The sequence below is a fragment of the Flavobacterium sp. SP2 genome, from assembly GCF_057626655.1.
The window spans coordinates 443,961-463,317 of the sequence record NZ_JBVHBT010000002.1 but is presented as its reverse complement, the minus strand read 5'-3'; the positions used below and the strand labels follow the sequence as shown (position 1 = coordinate 463,317).

Sequence of the window (19,357 nt, the reverse complement as noted above, 5' to 3'; positions counted from 1 at the left end):
ATGAGTGGTCAAAAAAAACTATATAAGTACAAAACATTGAGAAATGTTGCAGTAAGATTGAGGGACGATTTAAACGACCATCACTTTGTGTTGCTTTATGCCTACAACGGAACAGGCAAAACTCGTCTCTCAATGGAGTTCAAAAACATAAGCAAAAAACGGAAGAAAAACCCAGTAACAGATACATTGTATTACAACGCTTTTACTGAAGACCTTTTCCATTGGAACAACGACCTTGAAAATGATTTAGAAAGGCATCTAATTATAAATACTCAATCTGCTTTTTTTGATGGGTTTAAGGAACTGGCTTTAGATGAAAAAATATTTGGTTATTTGGAACGTTATGCTGATTTTAATTTTGACCTTGACTTCACTAAGAAAACCATTTCATTTAAAAAGCAAGTAAAAAATCCAAAATTCAAACCTGATTCTGGCGAACCTGAATATATTATGCAGTCAGATATTAAAGTTTCTAGAGGTGAGGAGAATATTTTTATTTGGTGTATTTTCCTTGTTCTAATTGAACTTGCTATTGATGATGATGGTAGTGGCCCATATAAGTGGGTAAAAAATATTTACATAGACGACCCAATTTCTTCACTTGACGACAATAATGCTATTGCAGTAGCAAGTGATTTAGCCAAACTATTAAAAAGGGGTAAGGATAAAATAAAAGTAGTCATTTCTTCTCATCATTCATTGTTCTATAATGTGATGTATAATGAACTAAAGAAGATTGAGCATAAAAGTCATTTTCTACACAAGAACGGAACGGATGGATATATTTTAAGAGCAACCGATGAAACACCATTTTTTCATCACGTAGCTATGTTGACCGAATTAAAAAAGGTTGATCAAAATGGTCAAGTCAACACTTATCATTTCAATATGTTGAGGGCTATTTTAGAAAAAACGTCTACATTCTTTGGGAATGACGACTTTTCAAGTTGCATCAAAGGTGTGAACGATGAAGTACTTTTTTCTAGAGCACTAAACTTGTTAAGTCACGGGAAATACTCCATTTATCAGCCTGTTGAAATGAATGAGGACAATAAGGATTTATTCAAAAAAATACTAAAAGCCTTTACGGATAAATATGAATTTCAATTGCCTGAAATACTAGCATAAAAGTGAAATAAATGACACAAAAAGAACAAAATAAAAAATTAGGCGATACCCTTTGGGACATTGCCAATGATTTAAGAGGAGTTATGAATGCGGATGATTTCCGTGATTATATGCTTTCGTTTCTCTTCCTTCGGTATTTATCTTTTAACTATGAAGAAGCTGCAAGAAAAGAATTGGGTAAAGATTATCCGCCAAGTCCTTCAAAAGATTTGAGAGCAGACTTCTTAGTGCCACCACCTTTGGAACTTTGGTACAAAAAAAATAAAGGAGACATTGATGAGTTTGAGGAACATATGCGAAAAAAAGTGCATTATGTTATCAAGCCAAAATTCTTGTGGAGCAACATCACTGAATTATCACGAACTCAAAACGGTGATTTATTAGAAACGCTCCAAAAAGGATTTCGATACATTGAAGATGAATCGTTTGAAAGTTCTTTTAAAGGTTTGTTCTCTGAAATCAATTTAAATTCTGAAAAACTTGGTAAAACACCTAAAGAAAGAAACGATAAACTTTGCAAGATAATAACCAAAATAGCGGAAGGCATTGCGGACTTTTCTACTGATACCGATACCCTTGGTGATGCTTACGAATATTTGATTGGAAAATTTGCAGCAGGTTCAGGAAAAAAAGCAGGTGAATTTTATACTCCTCAACAAATTTCAACCATTCTTTCTCAAATTGTTCTGTTAGATTCACAAGATCCAATAACTGGTTATAAGAATAAATTGAACAAGGTGTTGGATTTTACTTGTGGCTCAGGTTCTTTGCTTCTAAACGTAAGAACTCAACTAAAGAAGGCTAAAGGAAATATTGGCAAAATTTTCGGACAAGAGAAGAACGTTACCACTTATAACCTTGCCCGAATGAATATGCTATTGCATGGTATGAAAGACACAGAGTTTGAGATATTCCACGGAGACACTTTGCTCAATCAATGGGATTTGCTTAATGAAATTAATCCGAGCAAAAAAATTGAGTTTGATGCTATTGTAGCTAATCCTCCATTTAGCTTACGTTGGGAGCCAAACGACACTTTAGCAGAAGATTTTCGCTTTAAAGGATATGGACTAGCACCTAAGTCAGCAGCGGACTTTGCTTTTCTCTTGCACGGATTTCACTTTTTATCTAAAGAAGGAACAATGGCTATTATTCTGCCTCACGGAGTTCTATTCCGAAGTGGTGCAGAAGCAAGAATCAGAGAAAAACTATTGAAAGAAAATTACATTGACACAGTAATTGGTTTACCATCAAACTTATTCTACTCGACAGGAATTCCTGTTTGCATTTTGATTTTGAAAAGATGTAAAAAACAAGATGATGTTTTGTTCATTAATGCTAGTGAACAATTTGTAAAAGGAAAACGTCAAAACGAACTTTCCGAAAAGCATCTAGACAACATCGTTGACACTTACAAATACCGAAATGAAAGAGAGCGTTATTCTCGTAGAGTTTCATTGGATGAAATCAAAAAGAATGACTACAACCTGAACATTTCAAGATATGTGAGTACTTCAGAAGACGAAATACAAATTGACTTGGAAGAGGTAAATTCTAAATTGATTGAAATAAACAAGAGCATAAAAGTAAACACAGAAAAACACAACAAATACTTGAAAGAATTAGGATTAAAACCTATTTAATGACCACGCTATTTGCAAGCACATTGCCAAAGCCCCACTAGCCAACGCTCAAAACAAAACTTTGTCAAAGAGCTTGCAAAGCCAACGCAAGACAAAATTATTTTTGAAAAATTTCCCGATCCTTAAAAAAATAAAAAATGCAACGCACAGCCGACAGACAATGAAACGAAAACTCAATACAGACAATGGCTTTCAAAGACTAACGACAGAACACTAGTTGTCAACGGTGTGACTGGCGTTGATATAGAATTGCTAACATTCTATATATTTTGTTTAATTTTATATTTTACAATTATTTACTAAAAGATAAAAAATCTTTATTTTTGTGTAGCTCAATAAAGGGAGACAGGTACCCTAAATTATATTGCACTTTCAAAACAAAAAAAATGGCTTTGTAATCTAATTTATAGAAATCCATAAGTGAGTTAAACTAATATCATTAGTTCCTTTTCTATGAGCAATAGATTGCAAAATAGAGTAATTAATATCGTTGTGGATTTGAGAAAGCATTTCGTCTTTTCCCCATTCTAATATTGGGTTTTTTGTTAATTCTGAAATCCAATTATTAATTGTTGTTAGCCAATGACTAAAATCATTATCTTCAATAAAACCCACCATACCACACTCTAACAATCCTTTTCCATGCTTTTGGGATTTGTACCTTTCAATACCTCCATTATTTTTCTCTCCAATCACATATTCTTTTTCTCGGTTTGTTTCTGGTGATGGTAGTCTTTTACTTTCTACAGAATAAATAGAAGAAAGTTCAACGCCTTGTTCATTTGGATAAAAAAAGAAATCAGAGAACCCTTTGCTTTGGTTGTAAATATCTTGATATTGTCCTTCGATATTAAATGGATATCCCTTTTGGCGAATTAATATTTGAGCTTGTTTAGTGTATAGTTGTGTTAAATCATTTTCATTAAGATTTTTTTTCTTATGATATTCAGATTTTTTATATGATTTGAAATGTACAACAGTTTCAATCATGCATTCTTGAACAAGACTAATAATCTTGTTTTTAGGGAGCTTAATATCGGGTTGAGATGAATTAAATATGTTGTCCTCTGCTATCATTAAAAACCTGCATTTGAAAAGTCAGTGAAACATTTGTCGGCATCTCGATATGCTGTTAGAGAAATCCAGTACCTGTATTGATTTGGTTTGACAAATACAATAGTATCTTTTTGAGGATATAGTTTGATAATTCTTTTTATGGAAAGTTGTTCTAAGATTACATTGTCTGTTAAACTTTCAATATTGAGTTCTGACAAATCTTTATGAAAGTTTGGTTCTGCGCATTCAATGTCAAATTTAAACACAGTAGCGATTAAAGAGTTGTTTAGTTCTACAACATCTGTCAATCTGAATTTTCTTCCTTCATTTTCTGCGTAAATAGTGTTTAATGCTCTTGAGAATTCAGTTCCGTAATTGGTAATAATGCTTTTTAACTTGTTAGGTCTAATTGATCTGACTGATATTGAGTTTTCACCATGAATAAAAAAATCTTGTTGAAATTGTATACAATCTTCGATAATACATAAGTCAAAATCAGAGAAAATATAACTATCTTCAATAAATGGTAAGTTTTTCAAATCCTTTAATAAGAAGGTGTTGTTTCGATTGATTAATGTTTCTGCGCTTGATGCGAGAAAATAGAATTTATAGAAGTTATAATAGCTGTTAAACGATTTGTGTATCTCTTTTAGAAAGGATTCATCATTATTTTTAGATTTAATAGATATCATTCTTCTTTTAAAAGAAAAGGAGATGTTGTTTAGGAATATTGGAAATCTATTTACCCCAATATTTTCCCAAATAATTAGATTTGGTGCTAAAAAAGCTTCCTCCTTTGGAATCTTAGAAAATTTAGTTTCTCTATCTATCGACGATAATAGATCGTAATAAATTTCATTTTCACTAATTCCTTTTGTTGTTAAAAATGGAATATTGTAAATATAGTCTGGAGATAGGTTTTTTTTACTTCCAATTTCAAATCCCTCTTCCATAAAACTATTATTGTCATTTAAAACATCTATTAATTTTGGTTGAGTTTGGACTTTCTCTATAAGATTCCTAATTCTTCCCCCTCCGAGTAAATTGTTTTTCCAAACGAATTCATTGTTAATAACAGTCTGTAAGTTTATGAAATGAAAGTCATAATCGTCAATTTCAAAAAAAATACGTTCTTTTGTTGCAATAGTTCTTCTAAAAGTAAGATGTAAGAGATTTTTATTTAAATTAGGTTTCTCATTTCTTGCAAAAATAGCAGCACATGCTACATCTGCTCCGTTATCCCAAAGCGACTTGTTTCTAGCCAGAGCAGTAAAATCAAAAATTTGTACAACATTGAAGTTTGAGAAAAGAACTTTTTTATAATCGTTAGATGTGCTGTTATAAAGCAGTCCTGATGATTTAATAATAAGACAAGATAGTCCACTCTCTTTTAAATACGAAAAAGCTTCTGACAAGAATTTTAAGGCGATCTGTCCTTGTGGGATTTTGACACTTTTGTTTTCTAATTGCCATTTATTAGAGTATTCAGAAATAGCTCCCCTTACAAATGGCGGGTTACCAATAACTAAATCAAATTTTTTATTTTGAATTGCTTTACAGTCAAAAAAGTCGGAATGAAAAAGATTTTCCTTTGTTAAATCGTCAAACCGTAATTCATTTATAATTTTTATAGGGTTCAGTTCATTGCAAAGGGCTAGACTCAAACTAAAAGAAGCTAATCTAATGGCTTGTTCTTCCTTATCAACACCGTAAATATTTTTTAAAAGGAGTTTTAAATCTTTAATATCTGGAAATCTCATTTGCTTTTGAAGTCTCCAGATTTGCACGAGTCGTTTAAAAGCCACGACTAAAAAAATACCAGAGCCACATGCAGGATCTAAAATTGTGAAAGAATCAAGATTGAAATCTTCATATTTTTTTAATGGGATACATTCGTCAACAAGTAACTTCGCTAAGTGAGAAGGTGTATAAAATAACCCTTTTTCTTGTTTGTCTTCACCTAGGAATTCTTCGTATAAACGACTTATTAATTCTACAGGAATATACTTGAACTCAAAGTATCTTAAATCAAACTGTAATTCAGTTTGTCGTGAACTAATATCTGCTTTGTCTGTGGATAAGAATTCTGCTAAAATTTTTAAGTCTAAAGATTTTAGTTGTTTTTTTTCATCATCAGCCCAAGAAAATACATTACCGTTGAAGTCATTGTTTAAATCAATTAACAAGTCAACAAATTTTCCTTTGCATAGAACTTCAGTAAATGTGTTAGAGTTGTCATACTTTTTAAAATATTTTTCGCAAAGTAGTTTATTGCCATTACTGTCGATACGTTCTTCTAAGTATTTGATAAGTATTGCTTGTACAATAATCTTGTTAATCAGCGAAGATGATTGAGAAAAATTTTGTTTTAAAACCTCACTTACGTGTCTGATATTTTTTATAAGAGTGTCATAAGCTGAGTTTTGAAACTTGAACTTTTTTTTGAGCTCTTCTTGTTCCCAGAAAAGCCCTGTTTTAATCTTTACCGCAAATTGCTCATTATATAGGTCATGAGACTTGCCAATAAGATTTAAATTAGACGTTAAATACTCAGGCTTGAAATCTTTAGTTATATGCTTTGTGCAATCAACTATTTTTATTTCAGTATTAAAAAAGAAACAAGCTAAAGGCACTTCCCCGCTACTCCAAAGATTTGTCTGAATGTTGGCAATAATGCTATCTTGTTGCTTATCTAGGCCTTTGTTGGTAAAGTCAAAAAGATAAACTTGAGGTTTGTAGCTCCCATTTAATTGTGCACGGAAGTACACTGCAGTAGCTTTGAGCTCTCTTGCTGTTTCTAAATAGAAGTTAAGATTTGGGTCAGGAAGCTCTAATTCATCAACTAAAAATAATAAATCCTCTCCTTCAAAGCCTAATTTATTTAGACCCTGTAAGAATGGTTCGGAAACATTTTTAATTAAACTCATTAATAAATTTATTGAGAAGCAAGTAAAATGAGTTGCGTCTAACCTACAAAATTACAATTTTTAAGTTTTAATATGTGTATATTAAAATAAAAATGTCTAATTTTTTGATGTAGGCTTACTTGTACTTATTTTCTAGGATATGAATGTGAAACAAAAGTTTGTCTTGGTTAAAATTCTCCTAGTAATGAGAAAATATATATAAGTGTATCAAGTATTTACTAGGGTGAAAGCACAATTATGATGGAGAGAATCTGAAAAAGAATAAAGTCTTTTTTTAGACCAAATAAAGCGGTTCGATCAGTAGTCAAAAAAAGCACACCTTTTGAAACTGAATTATCGAACCGCTTTTCATGCTTGTAACTATTTGATATAGAAAACGTTATAAAACGAAAATGCCACCTTTACGGTGGCATATCCAGAAGAGCTCCCTCTCTTGGGCTCGAACCAAGGACCCTCTGATTAACAGTCAGATGCTCTAACCAACTGAGCTAAGAAGGAAACTGTATATTTTTAGTTTAAATAAGAACTTTTCTATTTTTATTGTTCGCTTATCATCTGTTAAGCGGTTGCAAATATAATACGTTTTTTAGGTTTTGCAAATAAATTTGTAAAAAAAATTAATTTTTTTTACAAAAGTTTATCGACTACCAATTGGTAAATATCTTTACCAAAGGTTAAAGCCATTAGGCTCAGCAAGATAATCATTCCAAACGTTTGAACATAACCTGCCGCTTTTTCGTTCAAAGTTTTACCTGTAATCATTTCTACAATAGTAAATAGTGCATGTCCACCATCTAATCCTGGAATTGGAAGTAGGTTCATGAATGCTAATCCTATTGAAAAAAGTGCTGTAAAGCCCCAAATGAACTCCCAATCCCAAGTATCAGGTAACATTCTCGCAATCCCAATTGGACTTTTTACTTGTTTGTATGCTCCGGTTTTCGGTTTTAAGATTAATTTGAATTGTTTTACGTTGTACACTAATAATTGCCAAGATTCTTTAGCAGCTGCTGGTATGGCTTCAGATAGTGATAGATGGTTTATGACTTGCAGACTTTTTTTATCAAGTTGAGACTCGGTGAAAAAACCTAGTTTACCTTCTTTATTTACGTTTGCGTTTAATTTAATTTCTTGATTGGCACGAATTACGTTTAGTTGTACAGGTTTTTTGACAATTTTTAATTCTTCTGTAAATTCGTCGTAGTAATTGAATTTTTTGTCGTTTATGCCAATAATTTTATCCCCTTTTTGTAAGCCTGCTTTTTGTGCTTCGGATTTTGGAAGTATTGAATCTACAACTGCGTTAGTATATCTTGGTCCTGTGAAATTTTTACCTTCGGAACCTAAAATCAAACCTTTTTGTTCATCGGATAAAGTGATGAATTGTTTTTTATCATTTCTCACAATTTCTATTTTATCGCTTAATAAAACATCAATTATTAATCGATTAAAGTTTTGTTGTATTGGTTCACCATCAACAGAAACAATTTTATCTCCATTTTTGAAACCCACACTTTTTCCAACTTCACCAAAAGCAAGTCCATTTTTTTGAACCACATTAGTAGAGATATATTTTTGTCCTACGGTTGAAAACATTGTAGTGTAAATTACTAATGCTAAAACAATATTTACAAATATTCCGCCAAGCATAATAATTAAACGTTGCCAAGCTGGCTTAGATCGAAATTCCCAAGGTTGTGCTGGCTGTTTCATTTGTTCGGTGTCCATACTTTCGTCTATCATTCCTGATAGTTTAACATATCCGCCAATTGGTAACCATCCAATTCCCCATTCGGTATCGCCAATTTTTTTCTTAACTAAAGAAAACCCTGCGTCCATAAACAAGTAGAATTTCTCTACTCTTACTTTAAATATTTTGGCTGCTATATAATGTCCGAATTCGTGAAGTATTACTAATACTGATAATATGAAGATAATTTGTGCTACTTGTATCATTTAATTTCTGTGGTGTAATTTTATAAAAAGCAAAAGTAATGTTTTTATGTTTATTTTTTTTACTAATTGCAAATGTGTCTTTTAAATGTTTGTTAATTCTAATGTTGTAGTAATTTTTAAGCAAATTTTGAACCAAAATAGTATTGGAGTTTATAAATTTAGTACTTATCTTTCAAATAAAGTTTTTGTATTTTTGGATTTATACTATTTAAATTTATTTAAATCTTGATAAATCTTAACTTTCTTCTTAATTTAAAAAAGCAACCCCAGTTTAAAAAATCTTATAAATTGGCTAAGAGCGCATATTTGAATAGGATTCGGTTTGCAGTAAGTTCGTTTTATTTTGCTATGGGATTTACCTTTGCTTCTTGGGCTAGCCGAATTCCCGATATTAAAACAGCACTACAATTAAGCGAAGGTGATTTAGGAAAGTTGCTTTTTGTACTGCCACTTGGTCAGTTGCTTATCATGCCATTTTCTGGAAAATTAGTAACAAGATTCGGCAGTTATCGAATTGCTTTATTCGCTTTAGTATTTTATGATTTAAGTTTGACTAGTTTAGGACTTGCAAACGAAATATGGCAATTGGCTTTGGGTTTACTATTCTTTGGATTATTTGGAAATCTTTGCAATATTGCTATAAATACACAAGGAGTTCATACAGAGTCGCTTTTGGGGAAAACAATTATGGCTTCTTTTCATGGTGTTTGGAGTTTTGCAGGTTTCTCTGGAGCCTTGTTTGCTTTGTTGATGGTTTTCTTGAAACTTGCAACAACCTATCATTTTATACTTGTTTTCGGAATTATTATTGCAATTGCAGCGTTGAATTATAAATTTCTAATACGAGTTAAAGAAAAGAGTGCAACAAAATCTGAAAAATTATTTTCTAAACCAGATAGCTCCTTAGTGTGGCTGGGAATAATAAGCTTTTGTTGCATGGCCAGTGAAGGAATTATGTTCGATTGGAGTGGTGTTTATTTTAAGGAAATTATAAAGGTAAAACCATCATTAGTTATTTTAGGATATACATCGTTTATGATTATGATGGCAAGCGGAAGATTTCTTGCAGATAACTTAATTGAAAAAATTGGTATGAAACGATTGCTTCAAATAAGTGGTGTTTTAATTTCTGGCGGATTGTATTTGGCGGTACTTTTACCTTATTTAATTCCAGCAACAGTTGCTTTTATGATTGTTGGATTGGGTGTTTCTTCTGTTGTACCAGCAGTTTACAGTTTGGCTGGAAAAAATAAAACCGTTGCTCCAAGTCAGGCATTAACAGTAGTTTCTAGCATTAGTTTTTTTGGGTTTTTAGTTGGTCCGCCAGTTATTGGTTTTATTTCTGAATTGTTTAGTTTGAGGTGGTCGTTTGCTTTTATTGGAATTTTCGGAATAGTGATCGTTTTTATGGTTTCGAAGGTAAAAGATCTGAATTGATACTATAAAAAAAGTCTTTGAAAACGAATTCAAAGACTTCATTAAATTAATTTTTTTGGTATTATTTTTTGATTATCTTTTTGTAGAAAGTACCATTAGAAGTGGTGATTTGTATAATATGAATTCCAGTTGCTAGCGTAGCTATTGAAAAATCGGAGGTAGTCGATTCAAAAACTTTTTGTCCTAAATTATTGAATAGGGTACAGTTTTCAATATTTACGTCTGATGGTAATTGAATGTGAACTTCATCTGAAGTTGGATTAGGATAAACAGCAATTGCTTTATCAAGTTCAAAGTTAGCATTTCCTAAAGTAGCCGTATTGTTTTTGGATATAATATTTTTGTTTGGATCAAAAATAACATTAGCGACTTGAAAAGGAACAGGAATTATAAATTCTTGATTGTTGGTAGTATTGTTTAAGGTAACATCGTAAATCGCGCCTGAAGCACTAGTAAGTCTTACAGGAACAGGCATTTCAAAAAACGACACGCTAAAATGAGATTGGGTTTGATTGATGGTAATTTTTGCTTGTCCGTTACCCCAATTTTGTGCGGTAATAGTGTAGGTTGGATATCCTTGTTTGTACACCCAGTCATTAAAAAATTCTTGAAGACTTTGTCCGTATACTGTTTCAAGATGTGTCTGTAATTGCGGTGTAATTGCATATTTGAAAGCGATATTTGGATCGGCTAAATAATTTCTAACACCTTGAAAGAATAGTGCATCGCCTAGTTTAAGGCGAAGCATGTTCACTACCATTGCGCCTTTATTGTAAGTAAGTCTACTACTAAAAATTCGTCCTACATTAGTTGATTCAGCTTCGGTAAGATATACGGCACCATTGGTAACTGAGGTAATATTATTTATTTTTGAATTTTTCCAATTTACAAAACTAGTATTTCCGTCTATGTTTTCAATAACAAGACCGCTAAGGTATTCGGCAAAACCTTCGTTTAACCATATGTCTCTCCAAGTACCGCAAGTAATTTTATCTCCAAACCATTGGTGTCCGAGTTCATGAGCTATAAGACTTCTTTCAAAACTTCCCATAAATGAAACAGTAGTATGTTCCATTCCGCCACCCCAACCAAATTGAGCATGACCGTATTTTTCGTTATGAAATGGATAAGTTTCGAAAAGCGTTTCGAAAATATTCATGATAATAGGAGTTTGATCAAGTTGATTTTGAACCGCTGGTGTAAAAGTTTCAGGGTAAATGTAATTTACAATAGGAAACGTGTTTGGTGCAATTCCTGCTGTTTGATTGTAAATAGTATAATTTGTTACGGCAATAGCAACAAGATATGCCGGTATTGGATAATTGTGATGGAAATGCGTTGTCTTCAGATTTCCATTTACAGTTTGCGACATTTCTAAACCATTAGAAACACTTTTGTATTGTGATGGCGCAGTTATGTAAACGTCTAAATTATTAATTTTATCGTTCAAGTCTTGTTTGCAAGGCCACCAATCTCTTGCGCCAAAAGGCTCAGATAGTGTATAAATTACAGGTGTTCCTGCATGATTACCGGCTGTAAATGCTTGCTCGCCACTTGCTGGTGCGCCAGAATAAATAATTTCTACAGTTGCTGCCGTACCAGCTAACTGTGTAGTAGGTAATGTTATAACAAGCTCGTTGTTGGTGTTTTGAATGAAAGTCAGATTTACATTATTTTTTTTGACAGAACTTACGGTTAATTGATTGGTTAGGTCAAAGGTTACAGTATTCATATCACTTAATGCAGTGTAAGTCGTTTGCACCGTTCCATTTATAAAGTAAACGGCTGGATCTACAGAGAATCTAAGGGTTTGTTGCGTAATATCATAATTGGTAGTGTTTGGGTTTACTGCCAAATTTACTAGTTTTGATGCCGATTTCATTTCAGATTCTACCATTTTGTTAAATACGGCATCGTCATCTTGTGCGAAAGAAAGTGAAAATGACAATAAAAAGGCTAATATGTAGGTATTTTTCATTTTGATAGTGTATTTTTTTTGCGAATATACTAAATATTTTAAGTTCAAAATTATAAACATATATTAAAATACGTGTAAACAGTTATCTTAGATGTATTTACAATCAAAAAGATTATATTTTACTTTATCCAATTAATAAAAAGCAATTTCATAAATTTGCTTCCTTATAAAAATTAAGTCATGTTACAGATAGCCTTTATTAGAGAAAATCAAGAGAAAGTAATTACAGCTTTGGCCAAACGAAATATGGATGCCAAAGAGCTTGTAGCGCAAGTTGTTGAGTTAGACGAGAACAGAAGAAGTGTTCAGTCAGAAATGGATAATGCGCTTTCTGAATCCAATAAACTATCCAAAGATATTGGTGATTTAATGAAAAATGGCGAAAAAGCTAAAGCTGAAATTTTAAAGTTAAAAAATGTTGCGTTAAAAGAAAAAAGTAAAGCTGCTGCCGAAAAGTTGGATGTTTTAACTCATGAGTTAACGCAGAAAATGTATCTTTTACCTAATCTTCCTGCGGATATTGTTCCGTTTGGAAAAACTCCAGAAGAAAATTTAAATGTTTTCGAATCTGGTGAAATTCCAAAACTGCATGGAGAAGCATTGCCTCATTGGGAATTGGTAAAGAAATATGATATTATCGATTTTGAATTGGGAGTTAAAATAACTGGTGCAGGATTTCCCGTTTACAAAGGAAAAGGAGCCAAATTGCAACGTGCTTTAATCACCTACTTTTTGGATAAAAATACTGACGCAGGTTATCTAGAATATCAGGTGCCGCATTTGGTAAATGAAGCATCGGCTTATGGAACTGGCCAATTGCCAGACAAAGAAGGTCAAATGTATCATGATGCTACCGATGATTTGTATTTAATTCCAACTGCTGAGGTTCCAGTTACCAATATTTTTAGAGATGTAATTATCGCCGAGCAAGATTTGCCAATTTTGTGCACCGGTTACACACCATGTTTCCGTCGTGAAGCTGGTTCCTATGGTGCGCACGTTCGCGGATTGAATCGTTTACACCAATTTGATAAAGTAGAAATTGTTCGCGTGGAGCATCCTGATAAATCATATGAAGCATTAGAAGGAATGGTAGATCATGTGAAAGAAATCCTTGATGAATTGAAATTGCCTTACCGCGTTTTACGTCTTTGTGGCGGCGACATGGGATTTGCATCAGCATTAACCTACGATTTTGAAGTTTTTTCTACAGCACAAGACCGCTGGTTGGAAATTTCATCAGTATCTAATTTTGAGACGTTTCAGTCACAACGTTTAAAATTGCGTTTCCGCGATAAGGACGGGAAAAACCAATTGGCACACACACTAAACGGAAGTTCACTTGCCTTACCAAGAGTTCTTGCCGGAATTTTGGAAAACTATCAAACACCAGAAGGAATTGTAATTCCAGAAGTGTTACGAAAATATACAGGTTTCGATATTATTAACTAATTAATAAAAAGTTAATCTTATTATTATGATGTACTAAATTGGCACAAAAAGTGTTACTTTAGTACATTGTTTTTTAAAGACTCACAATGAAATCGCAATTGCAGCAAGTTGGCGTACGCAAACACAAACAATTGAAAATTGATAACAGACATGACCTTAAAAAAACAAATTCTACATATATGAAAAAAATACTAGTTTTAATCTTCTTAAGTTTTACGCTTTTCGTTCAGGCACAATCTGAGCAACTGGCGCAAAACTACTTTGACCGAGGCGAGTTTGAAAAAGCGCAAATAGCGTATGAAGATTTGTTGAAATTACAACCCAATAACTACAATTATTTTCAGAAAGTTATAGAGTGTTATCAGCAGTTATTACAATTTGACAAAGCAGAAAAAAGTATTCAAGAACGTTTTGAAAAATACAAACAAGGAAATATGTTGGTTGAGTTGGGTTACAATTATCAATTGCAGAAAATGCAGGATAAAGCCAACAAACAGTATAACCTAGCATTAGATAAAATTAGAAAAAATGCCAATGAGGTATATCAAATAGCGTATGTTTTCGAGAAAAAATCGTTGTTGGATTTTGCTCTTCAATCGTACCAAATTGCACTTGATTTAGAACCGAAATTTAATTTTAATTTTCAGATGGCTTTGCTTTACGGACAGAAAGGCGATACCGATATGATGATTGAAAAGTTTCTGGTAGAGTCGTACGCCAATCCTCAAAACTCGCTCATGATTCAAAATCAATTGTCGCGATTCATGACCGAAGATGCAACAGAAACCTTTAATGCAGCATTAAAAAAAGCATTGTTAGTTAGAGTTCAAAAAACACAAGATTTATTTTGGAACCAATATTTAAGCTGGTACTACGTGCAAGTAAAAGAGTACGGAAAAGCCTTTATTCAAGAAAAAGCTATTTACAAACGCGATCCAGAATCGTTCTCGAATATTGTAAATTTAGCGCAGCTTGCCATCGAAGAGAATGATGATGAAACGGCGAAAGAAATTTTAGGATTTGTGTTAGAAAACACCAAAGATTTAGATTTGCAAATTCAGTCGAATACTTATTTGATGGAAATGAAAATCAAAAAATCGCAACCAGCAGAATATGCGGCAATCGATTTAGAATTGGATAATCTTATAAAAGAATTTGGCGTAAGTCCTTTCAGTTTATCACTGTTAAAGCTTAAAGCACATTTTGTTTCGTTCAATTTAAAAAAGGCAGAAGAAGGAAAAACTATTCTGAAAAATGTTTTGGAAATGCCTTTAAAGCCGACTCAAGTTGCAGAAATAAAAATGGAATTGGCCGATATTTTATTGTTTGAAGAAAAGTTCAATCAAGCATTGTTGTACTATTCTCAAATAGAAAACGAATCCAATAACAGTCCAATTGGTCAGGAAGCCAGTTTAAAAATTGCCAAAACTAGTTATTACAAAACCGATTTTTCTTGGGCAGAACATCAAGTTAAGGTATTAAAATCGGCTTCAACACAATTGATTGCCAACGATGCTTTAGATTTATATTTGTTGTTGAACGACAGTAAATCGCAAGATTCCTTACAAGTTGCCTTAAAGAAATTTGCTAAAGCTGATTTTTTACTTTTTCAGGATAAAAAACAGGATGCATTAACCGCTTTTCAAACTATCCTAAAAGAAAATAAAGACTCAGAAATTGAACCCGTAACATTGTTGCGAATTGGTAAAATTTACGAAAATTTGAACGATATGCCACAAGCATTAAGTTTTTACAAACAAATATTGGACAACCATAAAGAATGCATCTATATAGATGAAGCCAATTTTTATTCGGCAGAAATTTACAATCAATTGAATGATGCTGAAAAGGCAAAACCGCTCTATGAAGCCATAATTATGAACCATGCCGATAGTATTTTCTTCGTAGAATCACAGAAAAAATACCGAAGATTACGTGGTGATAAGGATATTTAGTCAATTTCAAAAATCAATTTCAATTTCAAAAGTCAATTTCAAAGGTCAAACTCAAAAATCAATATTAAATAGTAGACGATTTTTATTATTAGTTGCTATCAAAATCGTTAATCTAAATTAAACAATTACTATGATCATTTATAACGTAACAATTAATATTCACGAAAGCGTTCACGACCAGTGGATGCAATGGATGCAAACCAAACATATTGCTGATGTTCTAGCAACAGGAAAATTTTCATCGGCAAAAATGGTGAAAGTTTTGATAGAAGAAGAAATGGGCGGAACAACCTATTCTATTCAATACACTACCGATACTAAAGAAACATTACAAAAATATTACGATGAAGATGCGCCGAGATTGCGTGATGAAGGTTTAGCACTTTTTGGAGACAAAATGTTAGCTTTTAGAACCGAATTGGAATTGATTTCTGAACATTAATTTTAAAACAAACCGCTTTGTGCCTTTGCGTCTTTGCGAGAAAAAACATGGAAAAAGTAAAAGCCAAAAAACACCTCGGGCAACATTTCTTAAAAGACGAAAGCATCGCCAAAGATATTGCCGACACCTTAAACCTAGAAGGCTATGACGACGTTCTAGAAATTGGACCAGGAATGGGTGTTTTAACCAAATATTTATTGGAAAAACCCATCAATACTTATGTTATTGAAATCGATACCGAATCGGTAACCTACCTTGATGAAAACTATCCAAAATTAAAAGACAGAATCATTTCTAAAGATTTTTTACGATACAACATCAACGAAATTTTCGAAGGAAAACAATTTGCCATCATTGGAAATTTTCCATACAATATTTCTACACAAATTGTATTTCGCGCACTTGAATACCGTAACCAAATTCCAGAATTTTCGGGCATGTTTCAAAAAGAAGTGGCCGAAAGAATTTGTTCTAAAAAAGGAAGTAAAGTCTACGGAATTCTATCCGTTTTAGCACAAGCATTTTATGATGTCGAATATCTTTTTACCGTAGACGAAAATGTTTTTATTCCGCCACCAAAAGTAAAATCGGGCGTGATGCGAATGCGACGAAAAGAAAACTTCACATTACCTTGCAGCGAAAAAATGCTGTACACCGTTGTAAAAATGGCGTTTCAACAACGAAGAAAAACTATGCGAAACAGTTTAAAAGCATTAAATTTGTCCGATAATCTGCGAGAAGATACTATTTTTGATCTTCGCCCAGAACAATTATCGGTAGAGCAATTTATCGAACTTACCCAAAAAATCGAGGCCAATGCAGTTTAAAATCAGTAAAGAACTTTTAGTTCAAATAGAGCAATTCATACAAGAAAAAAACGACACAGAACTTGGCGTTTTATTGAATGAAATGCACCATGCTGATATTGCCGAAATTTTTGAAGAGCTCGAAGCCGATCAAGCCACCTATGTTTTTAAGATTCTTGATAGCGAGGTTACTGCCGAAATTCTTCCTGAATTGGAAGACGATTTGCGTGAAAAAATCCTTCGTGGATTATCTGCCAAAGAAATTGCCGAAGAATTAGACGAACTAGATACCGATGATGCTGCCGATATTATTTCTGAATTGCCGCAACGCAAAAAAGAAGAAGTAATATCCGAATTAGAAGATTTAGAACACGCCAAAGACATTGTCGATTTGCTTCGTTACGATGAAGATGAAGCCGGTGGATTGATGGAAAAAGAATTGGTAAAAGTCAATGAAAATTGGACCGTTCTTACCTGCGTGAAAGAAATGCGCGCGCAAGCCGAAAATGTAACTCGCGTACATTCAATATATGTTGTAGATGACGAAAACCGATTAAAAGGACGTTTGTCACTAAAAGATTTACTCACAACTTCGACCAAAACCCACATTAGCGAAGTCTACATTAAAAAAGTAGATTACGTTAAAGTGCATACGCCTAATGTTGAAGTGGCACGAATCATGCAAAAATACGATTTGGAAGCTATTCCAGTTGTAGACGAAATGGGAAGATTGGTTGGCCGAGTTACCATCGACGATATCGTGGATGTAATGAAAGAAGAAGCCGATAAAGATTACCAATTGGCTGCCGGTATTTCGCAAGACGTTGAAGCCGATGATAGTATTCTCGATTTAACAAGAGCACGTTTACCTTGGTTGGTATTAGCTCTTTTTGGCGGATTCATTTCTGTTCACATGCTTGGTTTGTTCGAAGGAGCCATGAAATTTCATAAAGAATTATTCTTTTTTACACCATTAATTGCTGCAATGGCTGGTAATGTTGGTGTACAATCGTCAGCAATTATAGTTCAGGGTTTGGCTAACAATACACTTAGCGGTTCGTTGTTCAATCGCTTGGTGAAAGAGGTATCGTTAAGTTTATTAAACGGAGTTATTCTGGCAACAATTCTATTTTTAGGTAGTTATTTTCTACTTGGTGAAAGCACCAAAATAATTTTAACAATCACCACAGCATTAATTTCTGTAATCATAATTGCGTCGTTAATAGGAACATTTGTACCTTTATTATTAGATAAAATAGGAATTGATCCAGCACTGGCAACCGGACCATTTATTACAACCAGCAACGACATTTGCGGAATATTAATTTACTTTTCTATTGCCAAAGTCATCCTTGGATTCTAAAAAAAGTTCTTCTTTTTAAATAAGAAAACGCCAGTTACCGATAAAACTATAGATACCAAAACAATAATCCAAAGACCATTCGGATTGTTCTCCAATGCGTTCGGAACATTCATTCCATACAAACTCGCAATCAAGGTTGGAATCATCAGGATAATCGAAATCGAAGTCAGGCGTTTCATCACCACATTCAGGTTATTCGAAATTACCGAGGCATACGCATCCATCATTCCGGTAAGAATGTTGCTGTAAATATTCGACATTTCTTGCGCCTGATTCAGTTCAATGCTTACATCTTCAATAAGCTCAGCGTCAAAATTTTCTTTTTCCGATTTAATGTTTTTTATTCTGTGAAACAAAACATCGTTGCCTTTTAATGAGGTGATAAAGAAAACCAAACATTTTTCCAACTGAAGCAATGCCTGCAATTCTTCGTTTTTAATCGATTTTTCAAGATTGTCCTCGGCAAGTTTTATACGCTGATTTACTTGTTTTAAGTATTTCAAAAACCAAACACTAGACGATAAAAGCATCTTGAACACAAAATCGAAATGACTGTTAATAGTAATATTTTTGCGTTGCGTGTACGAAACAAAATCGTGTAACATTTCGCTTTTATGAAAACAAATAGTCACCAAAATACCTTCCTTAAAAACAATTCCAAGCGGAACGGTCGTAAAAGGCAATTTTAAATCGTTACTTTTATAAGGAATTCGTAAAATAATTAAGTACCAGCCATTTTCAGTTTCAATTCGAGCACGCTCATCAACATCCTCAATGTCGTTGTAAAAAGATTCTGGAATCTGCAGTTCGTTCAACAAATAATTTTTGTCATCAGCAGTTGGATTTTCAATTGCAATCCAGCAATTCTCATCCCATTTTTCAGTTGCAACAACGCCCGAAACGTTATTTTTGAATAAGGTTTTCATAAATGTATTCTTTAAAATTAGCGAATAAAGAACCCCATTTTATGTTGCCTTCATTCAAGTTTAACTGTGCTTCCTATAATAACTGTCCATCGTGGATTACTTTATTTTGGCGCAAAAGTAAGCCTTTAAACCACTTCATTTTCTTAATACTACCTTAAATTTTTTCAGGAGCAAATGGCTCGGGCTTTTCTACAAACCCTATTCCAGCTTTCCGTTACAATACTTGCAGAAAAAGCAAGTATTTCCGCTGCAATCTGGGCTAGATAATTTATGTCTTTTGTATCTGTT

General features: G+C 33.0%; 13 protein-coding genes and 1 tRNA gene. 8 read left to right on the top strand and 6 right to left on the bottom strand.

From position 1 onward, the window contains the following. Both ACZ098_RS06520 and ACZ098_RS06515 read left to right on the top strand, forming a co-directional pair. Nucleotides 1-1,128, top strand: a complete 1,128-nt coding sequence (locus ACZ098_RS06520) for an AAA family ATPase (protein ID WP_487310934.1) — start codon at nt 1-3, stop codon at nt 1,126-1,128. Nucleotides 1,129-1,139: 11 nt separating this feature from the next. Further along, nucleotides 1,140-2,771, top strand: coding sequence for a type I restriction-modification system subunit M (locus ACZ098_RS06515; protein ID WP_487310933.1), 1,632 nt, complete (start codon nt 1,140-1,142; stop codon nt 2,769-2,771). Between the two features lie 399 nt (nt 2,772-3,170). Here the strand turns inward: ACZ098_RS06515 and ACZ098_RS06510 are convergent, their stop codons facing one another. The 4 genes from ACZ098_RS06510 to rseP form a co-directional block, all read right to left on the bottom strand. Then, complete coding sequence (locus tag ACZ098_RS06510) at nt 3,171-3,848, bottom strand: hypothetical protein (RefSeq protein WP_487310932.1); 678 nt, start codon at nt 3,846-3,848, stop codon at nt 3,171-3,173. Then, entirely contained in the window at nt 3,848-6,754 is a 2,907-nt protein-coding gene (locus tag ACZ098_RS06505) for an HsdM family class I SAM-dependent methyltransferase (RefSeq protein ID WP_487310931.1), read from the bottom strand. Before ACZ098_RS06505 ends, ACZ098_RS06510 begins: the two co-directional genes overlap by 1 nt. Nucleotides 6,755-7,178: 424 nt before the next feature. Beyond that, a tRNA-Asn gene (locus tag ACZ098_RS06500) sits at nt 7,179-7,252 on the bottom strand. Nucleotides 7,253-7,381: 129 nt separating this feature from the next. Next, nucleotides 7,382-8,710 carry an RIP metalloprotease RseP gene (gene rseP, locus ACZ098_RS06495; protein ID WP_487310930.1) on the bottom strand — a complete coding sequence of 443 codons (1,329 nt, stop codon included), beginning with the start codon at nt 8,708-8,710 and terminating at the stop codon, nt 7,382-7,384. Nucleotides 8,711-8,998: 288 nt separating this feature from the next. On the opposite strand from rseP, the gene ACZ098_RS06490 reads away from it, so the two are divergent. Continuing rightward, nucleotides 8,999-10,147 carry an MFS transporter gene (locus ACZ098_RS06490; RefSeq protein WP_487310929.1) on the top strand — a complete coding sequence of 383 codons (1,149 nt, stop codon included), beginning with the start codon at nt 8,999-9,001 and terminating at the stop codon, nt 10,145-10,147. 61 nt (nt 10,148-10,208) lie between these two features. On the opposite strand, the gene ACZ098_RS06485 is transcribed toward ACZ098_RS06490, so the two are convergent. Continuing rightward, complete coding sequence (locus tag ACZ098_RS06485) at nt 10,209-12,125, bottom strand: M1 family metallopeptidase (protein ID WP_487310928.1); 1,917 nt, start codon at nt 12,123-12,125, stop codon at nt 10,209-10,211. Between the two features lie 180 nt (nt 12,126-12,305). Here ACZ098_RS06485 and serS point away from each other — a divergent pair, with 180 nt between their 5' ends. The 5 genes from serS (at nt 12,306) to mgtE (ending at nt 18,143) form a co-directional block, all read left to right on the top strand. After that, entirely contained in the window at nt 12,306-13,577 is a 1,272-nt protein-coding gene (serS, locus tag ACZ098_RS06480) for a serine--tRNA ligase (RefSeq protein WP_487310927.1), read from the top strand. Nucleotides 13,578-13,756: 179 nt separating this feature from the next. Then, the gene (locus tag ACZ098_RS06475; protein WP_487310926.1) at nt 13,757-15,532 is read left to right on the top strand and encodes a tetratricopeptide repeat protein; all 1,776 of its coding nucleotides are present in this window, start codon (nt 13,757-13,759) and stop codon (nt 15,530-15,532) included. A gap of 130 nt (nt 15,533-15,662) precedes the next feature. Next, nucleotides 15,663-15,974: a DUF4286 family protein gene (locus tag ACZ098_RS06470; RefSeq protein WP_487310925.1), complete on the top strand. Its 312-nt coding sequence runs from the start codon at nt 15,663-15,665 to the stop codon at nt 15,972-15,974. Nucleotides 15,975-16,021: 47 nt separating this feature from the next. Further along, nucleotides 16,022-16,801 carry a 16S rRNA (adenine(1518)-N(6)/adenine(1519)-N(6))-dimethyltransferase RsmA gene (rsmA, locus tag ACZ098_RS06465; protein WP_487310924.1) on the top strand — a complete coding sequence of 260 codons (780 nt, stop codon included), beginning with the start codon at nt 16,022-16,024 and terminating at the stop codon, nt 16,799-16,801. Then, nucleotides 16,791-18,143 (top strand): magnesium transporter, encoded by a 1,353-nt coding sequence (mgtE, locus tag ACZ098_RS06460; protein WP_487310923.1) that lies wholly within the window; start codon nt 16,791-16,793, stop codon nt 18,141-18,143. The genes rsmA and mgtE overlap by 11 nt, the downstream gene beginning before the upstream one ends. Here the strand turns inward: mgtE and ACZ098_RS06455 are convergent. Further along, on the bottom strand, nt 18,140-19,069 hold the full coding sequence (locus ACZ098_RS06455) for a magnesium transporter CorA family protein (RefSeq protein WP_487310922.1): 930 nt from the start codon (nt 19,067-19,069) through the stop codon (nt 18,140-18,142). The two genes, mgtE and ACZ098_RS06455, sit on opposite strands and share 4 nt — an antisense overlap. Nucleotides 19,070-19,357 lie beyond the last annotated feature (288 nt).

What these genes read in the sequence shown, in the direction of transcription:
- ACZ098_RS06520 (WP_487310934.1), top strand. Translation starts at nt 1, where the DNA reads ATGAGTGGTCAAAAAAAACTATATAAGTACAAAACATTGAGAAATGTT.
- ACZ098_RS06515 (WP_487310933.1), top strand. Translation starts at nt 1,140, where the DNA reads ATGACACAAAAAGAACAAAATAAAAAATTAGGCGATACCCTTTGGGAC.
- ACZ098_RS06510 (WP_487310932.1), bottom strand. Translation starts at nt 3,848, where the DNA reads ATGATAGCAGAGGACAACATATTTAATTCATCTCAACCCGATATTAAG.
- ACZ098_RS06505 (WP_487310931.1), bottom strand. Translation starts at nt 6,754, where the DNA reads ATGAGTTTAATTAAAAATGTTTCCGAACCATTCTTACAGGGTCTAAAT.
- rseP (WP_487310930.1), bottom strand. Translation starts at nt 8,710, where the DNA reads ATGATACAAGTAGCACAAATTATCTTCATATTATCAGTATTAGTAATA.
- ACZ098_RS06485 (WP_487310928.1), bottom strand. Translation starts at nt 12,125, where the DNA reads ATGAAAAATACCTACATATTAGCCTTTTTATTGTCATTTTCACTTTCT.
- serS (WP_487310927.1), top strand. Translation starts at nt 12,306, where the DNA reads ATGTTACAGATAGCCTTTATTAGAGAAAATCAAGAGAAAGTAATTACA.
- ACZ098_RS06475 (WP_487310926.1), top strand. Translation starts at nt 13,757, where the DNA reads ATGAAAAAAATACTAGTTTTAATCTTCTTAAGTTTTACGCTTTTCGTT.
- ACZ098_RS06470 (WP_487310925.1), top strand. Translation starts at nt 15,663, where the DNA reads ATGATCATTTATAACGTAACAATTAATATTCACGAAAGCGTTCACGAC.
- rsmA (WP_487310924.1), top strand. Translation starts at nt 16,022, where the DNA reads ATGGAAAAAGTAAAAGCCAAAAAACACCTCGGGCAACATTTCTTAAAA.
- mgtE (WP_487310923.1), top strand. Translation starts at nt 16,791, where the DNA reads ATGCAGTTTAAAATCAGTAAAGAACTTTTAGTTCAAATAGAGCAATTC.
- ACZ098_RS06455 (WP_487310922.1), bottom strand. Translation starts at nt 19,069, where the DNA reads ATGAAAACCTTATTCAAAAATAACGTTTCGGGCGTTGTTGCAACTGAA.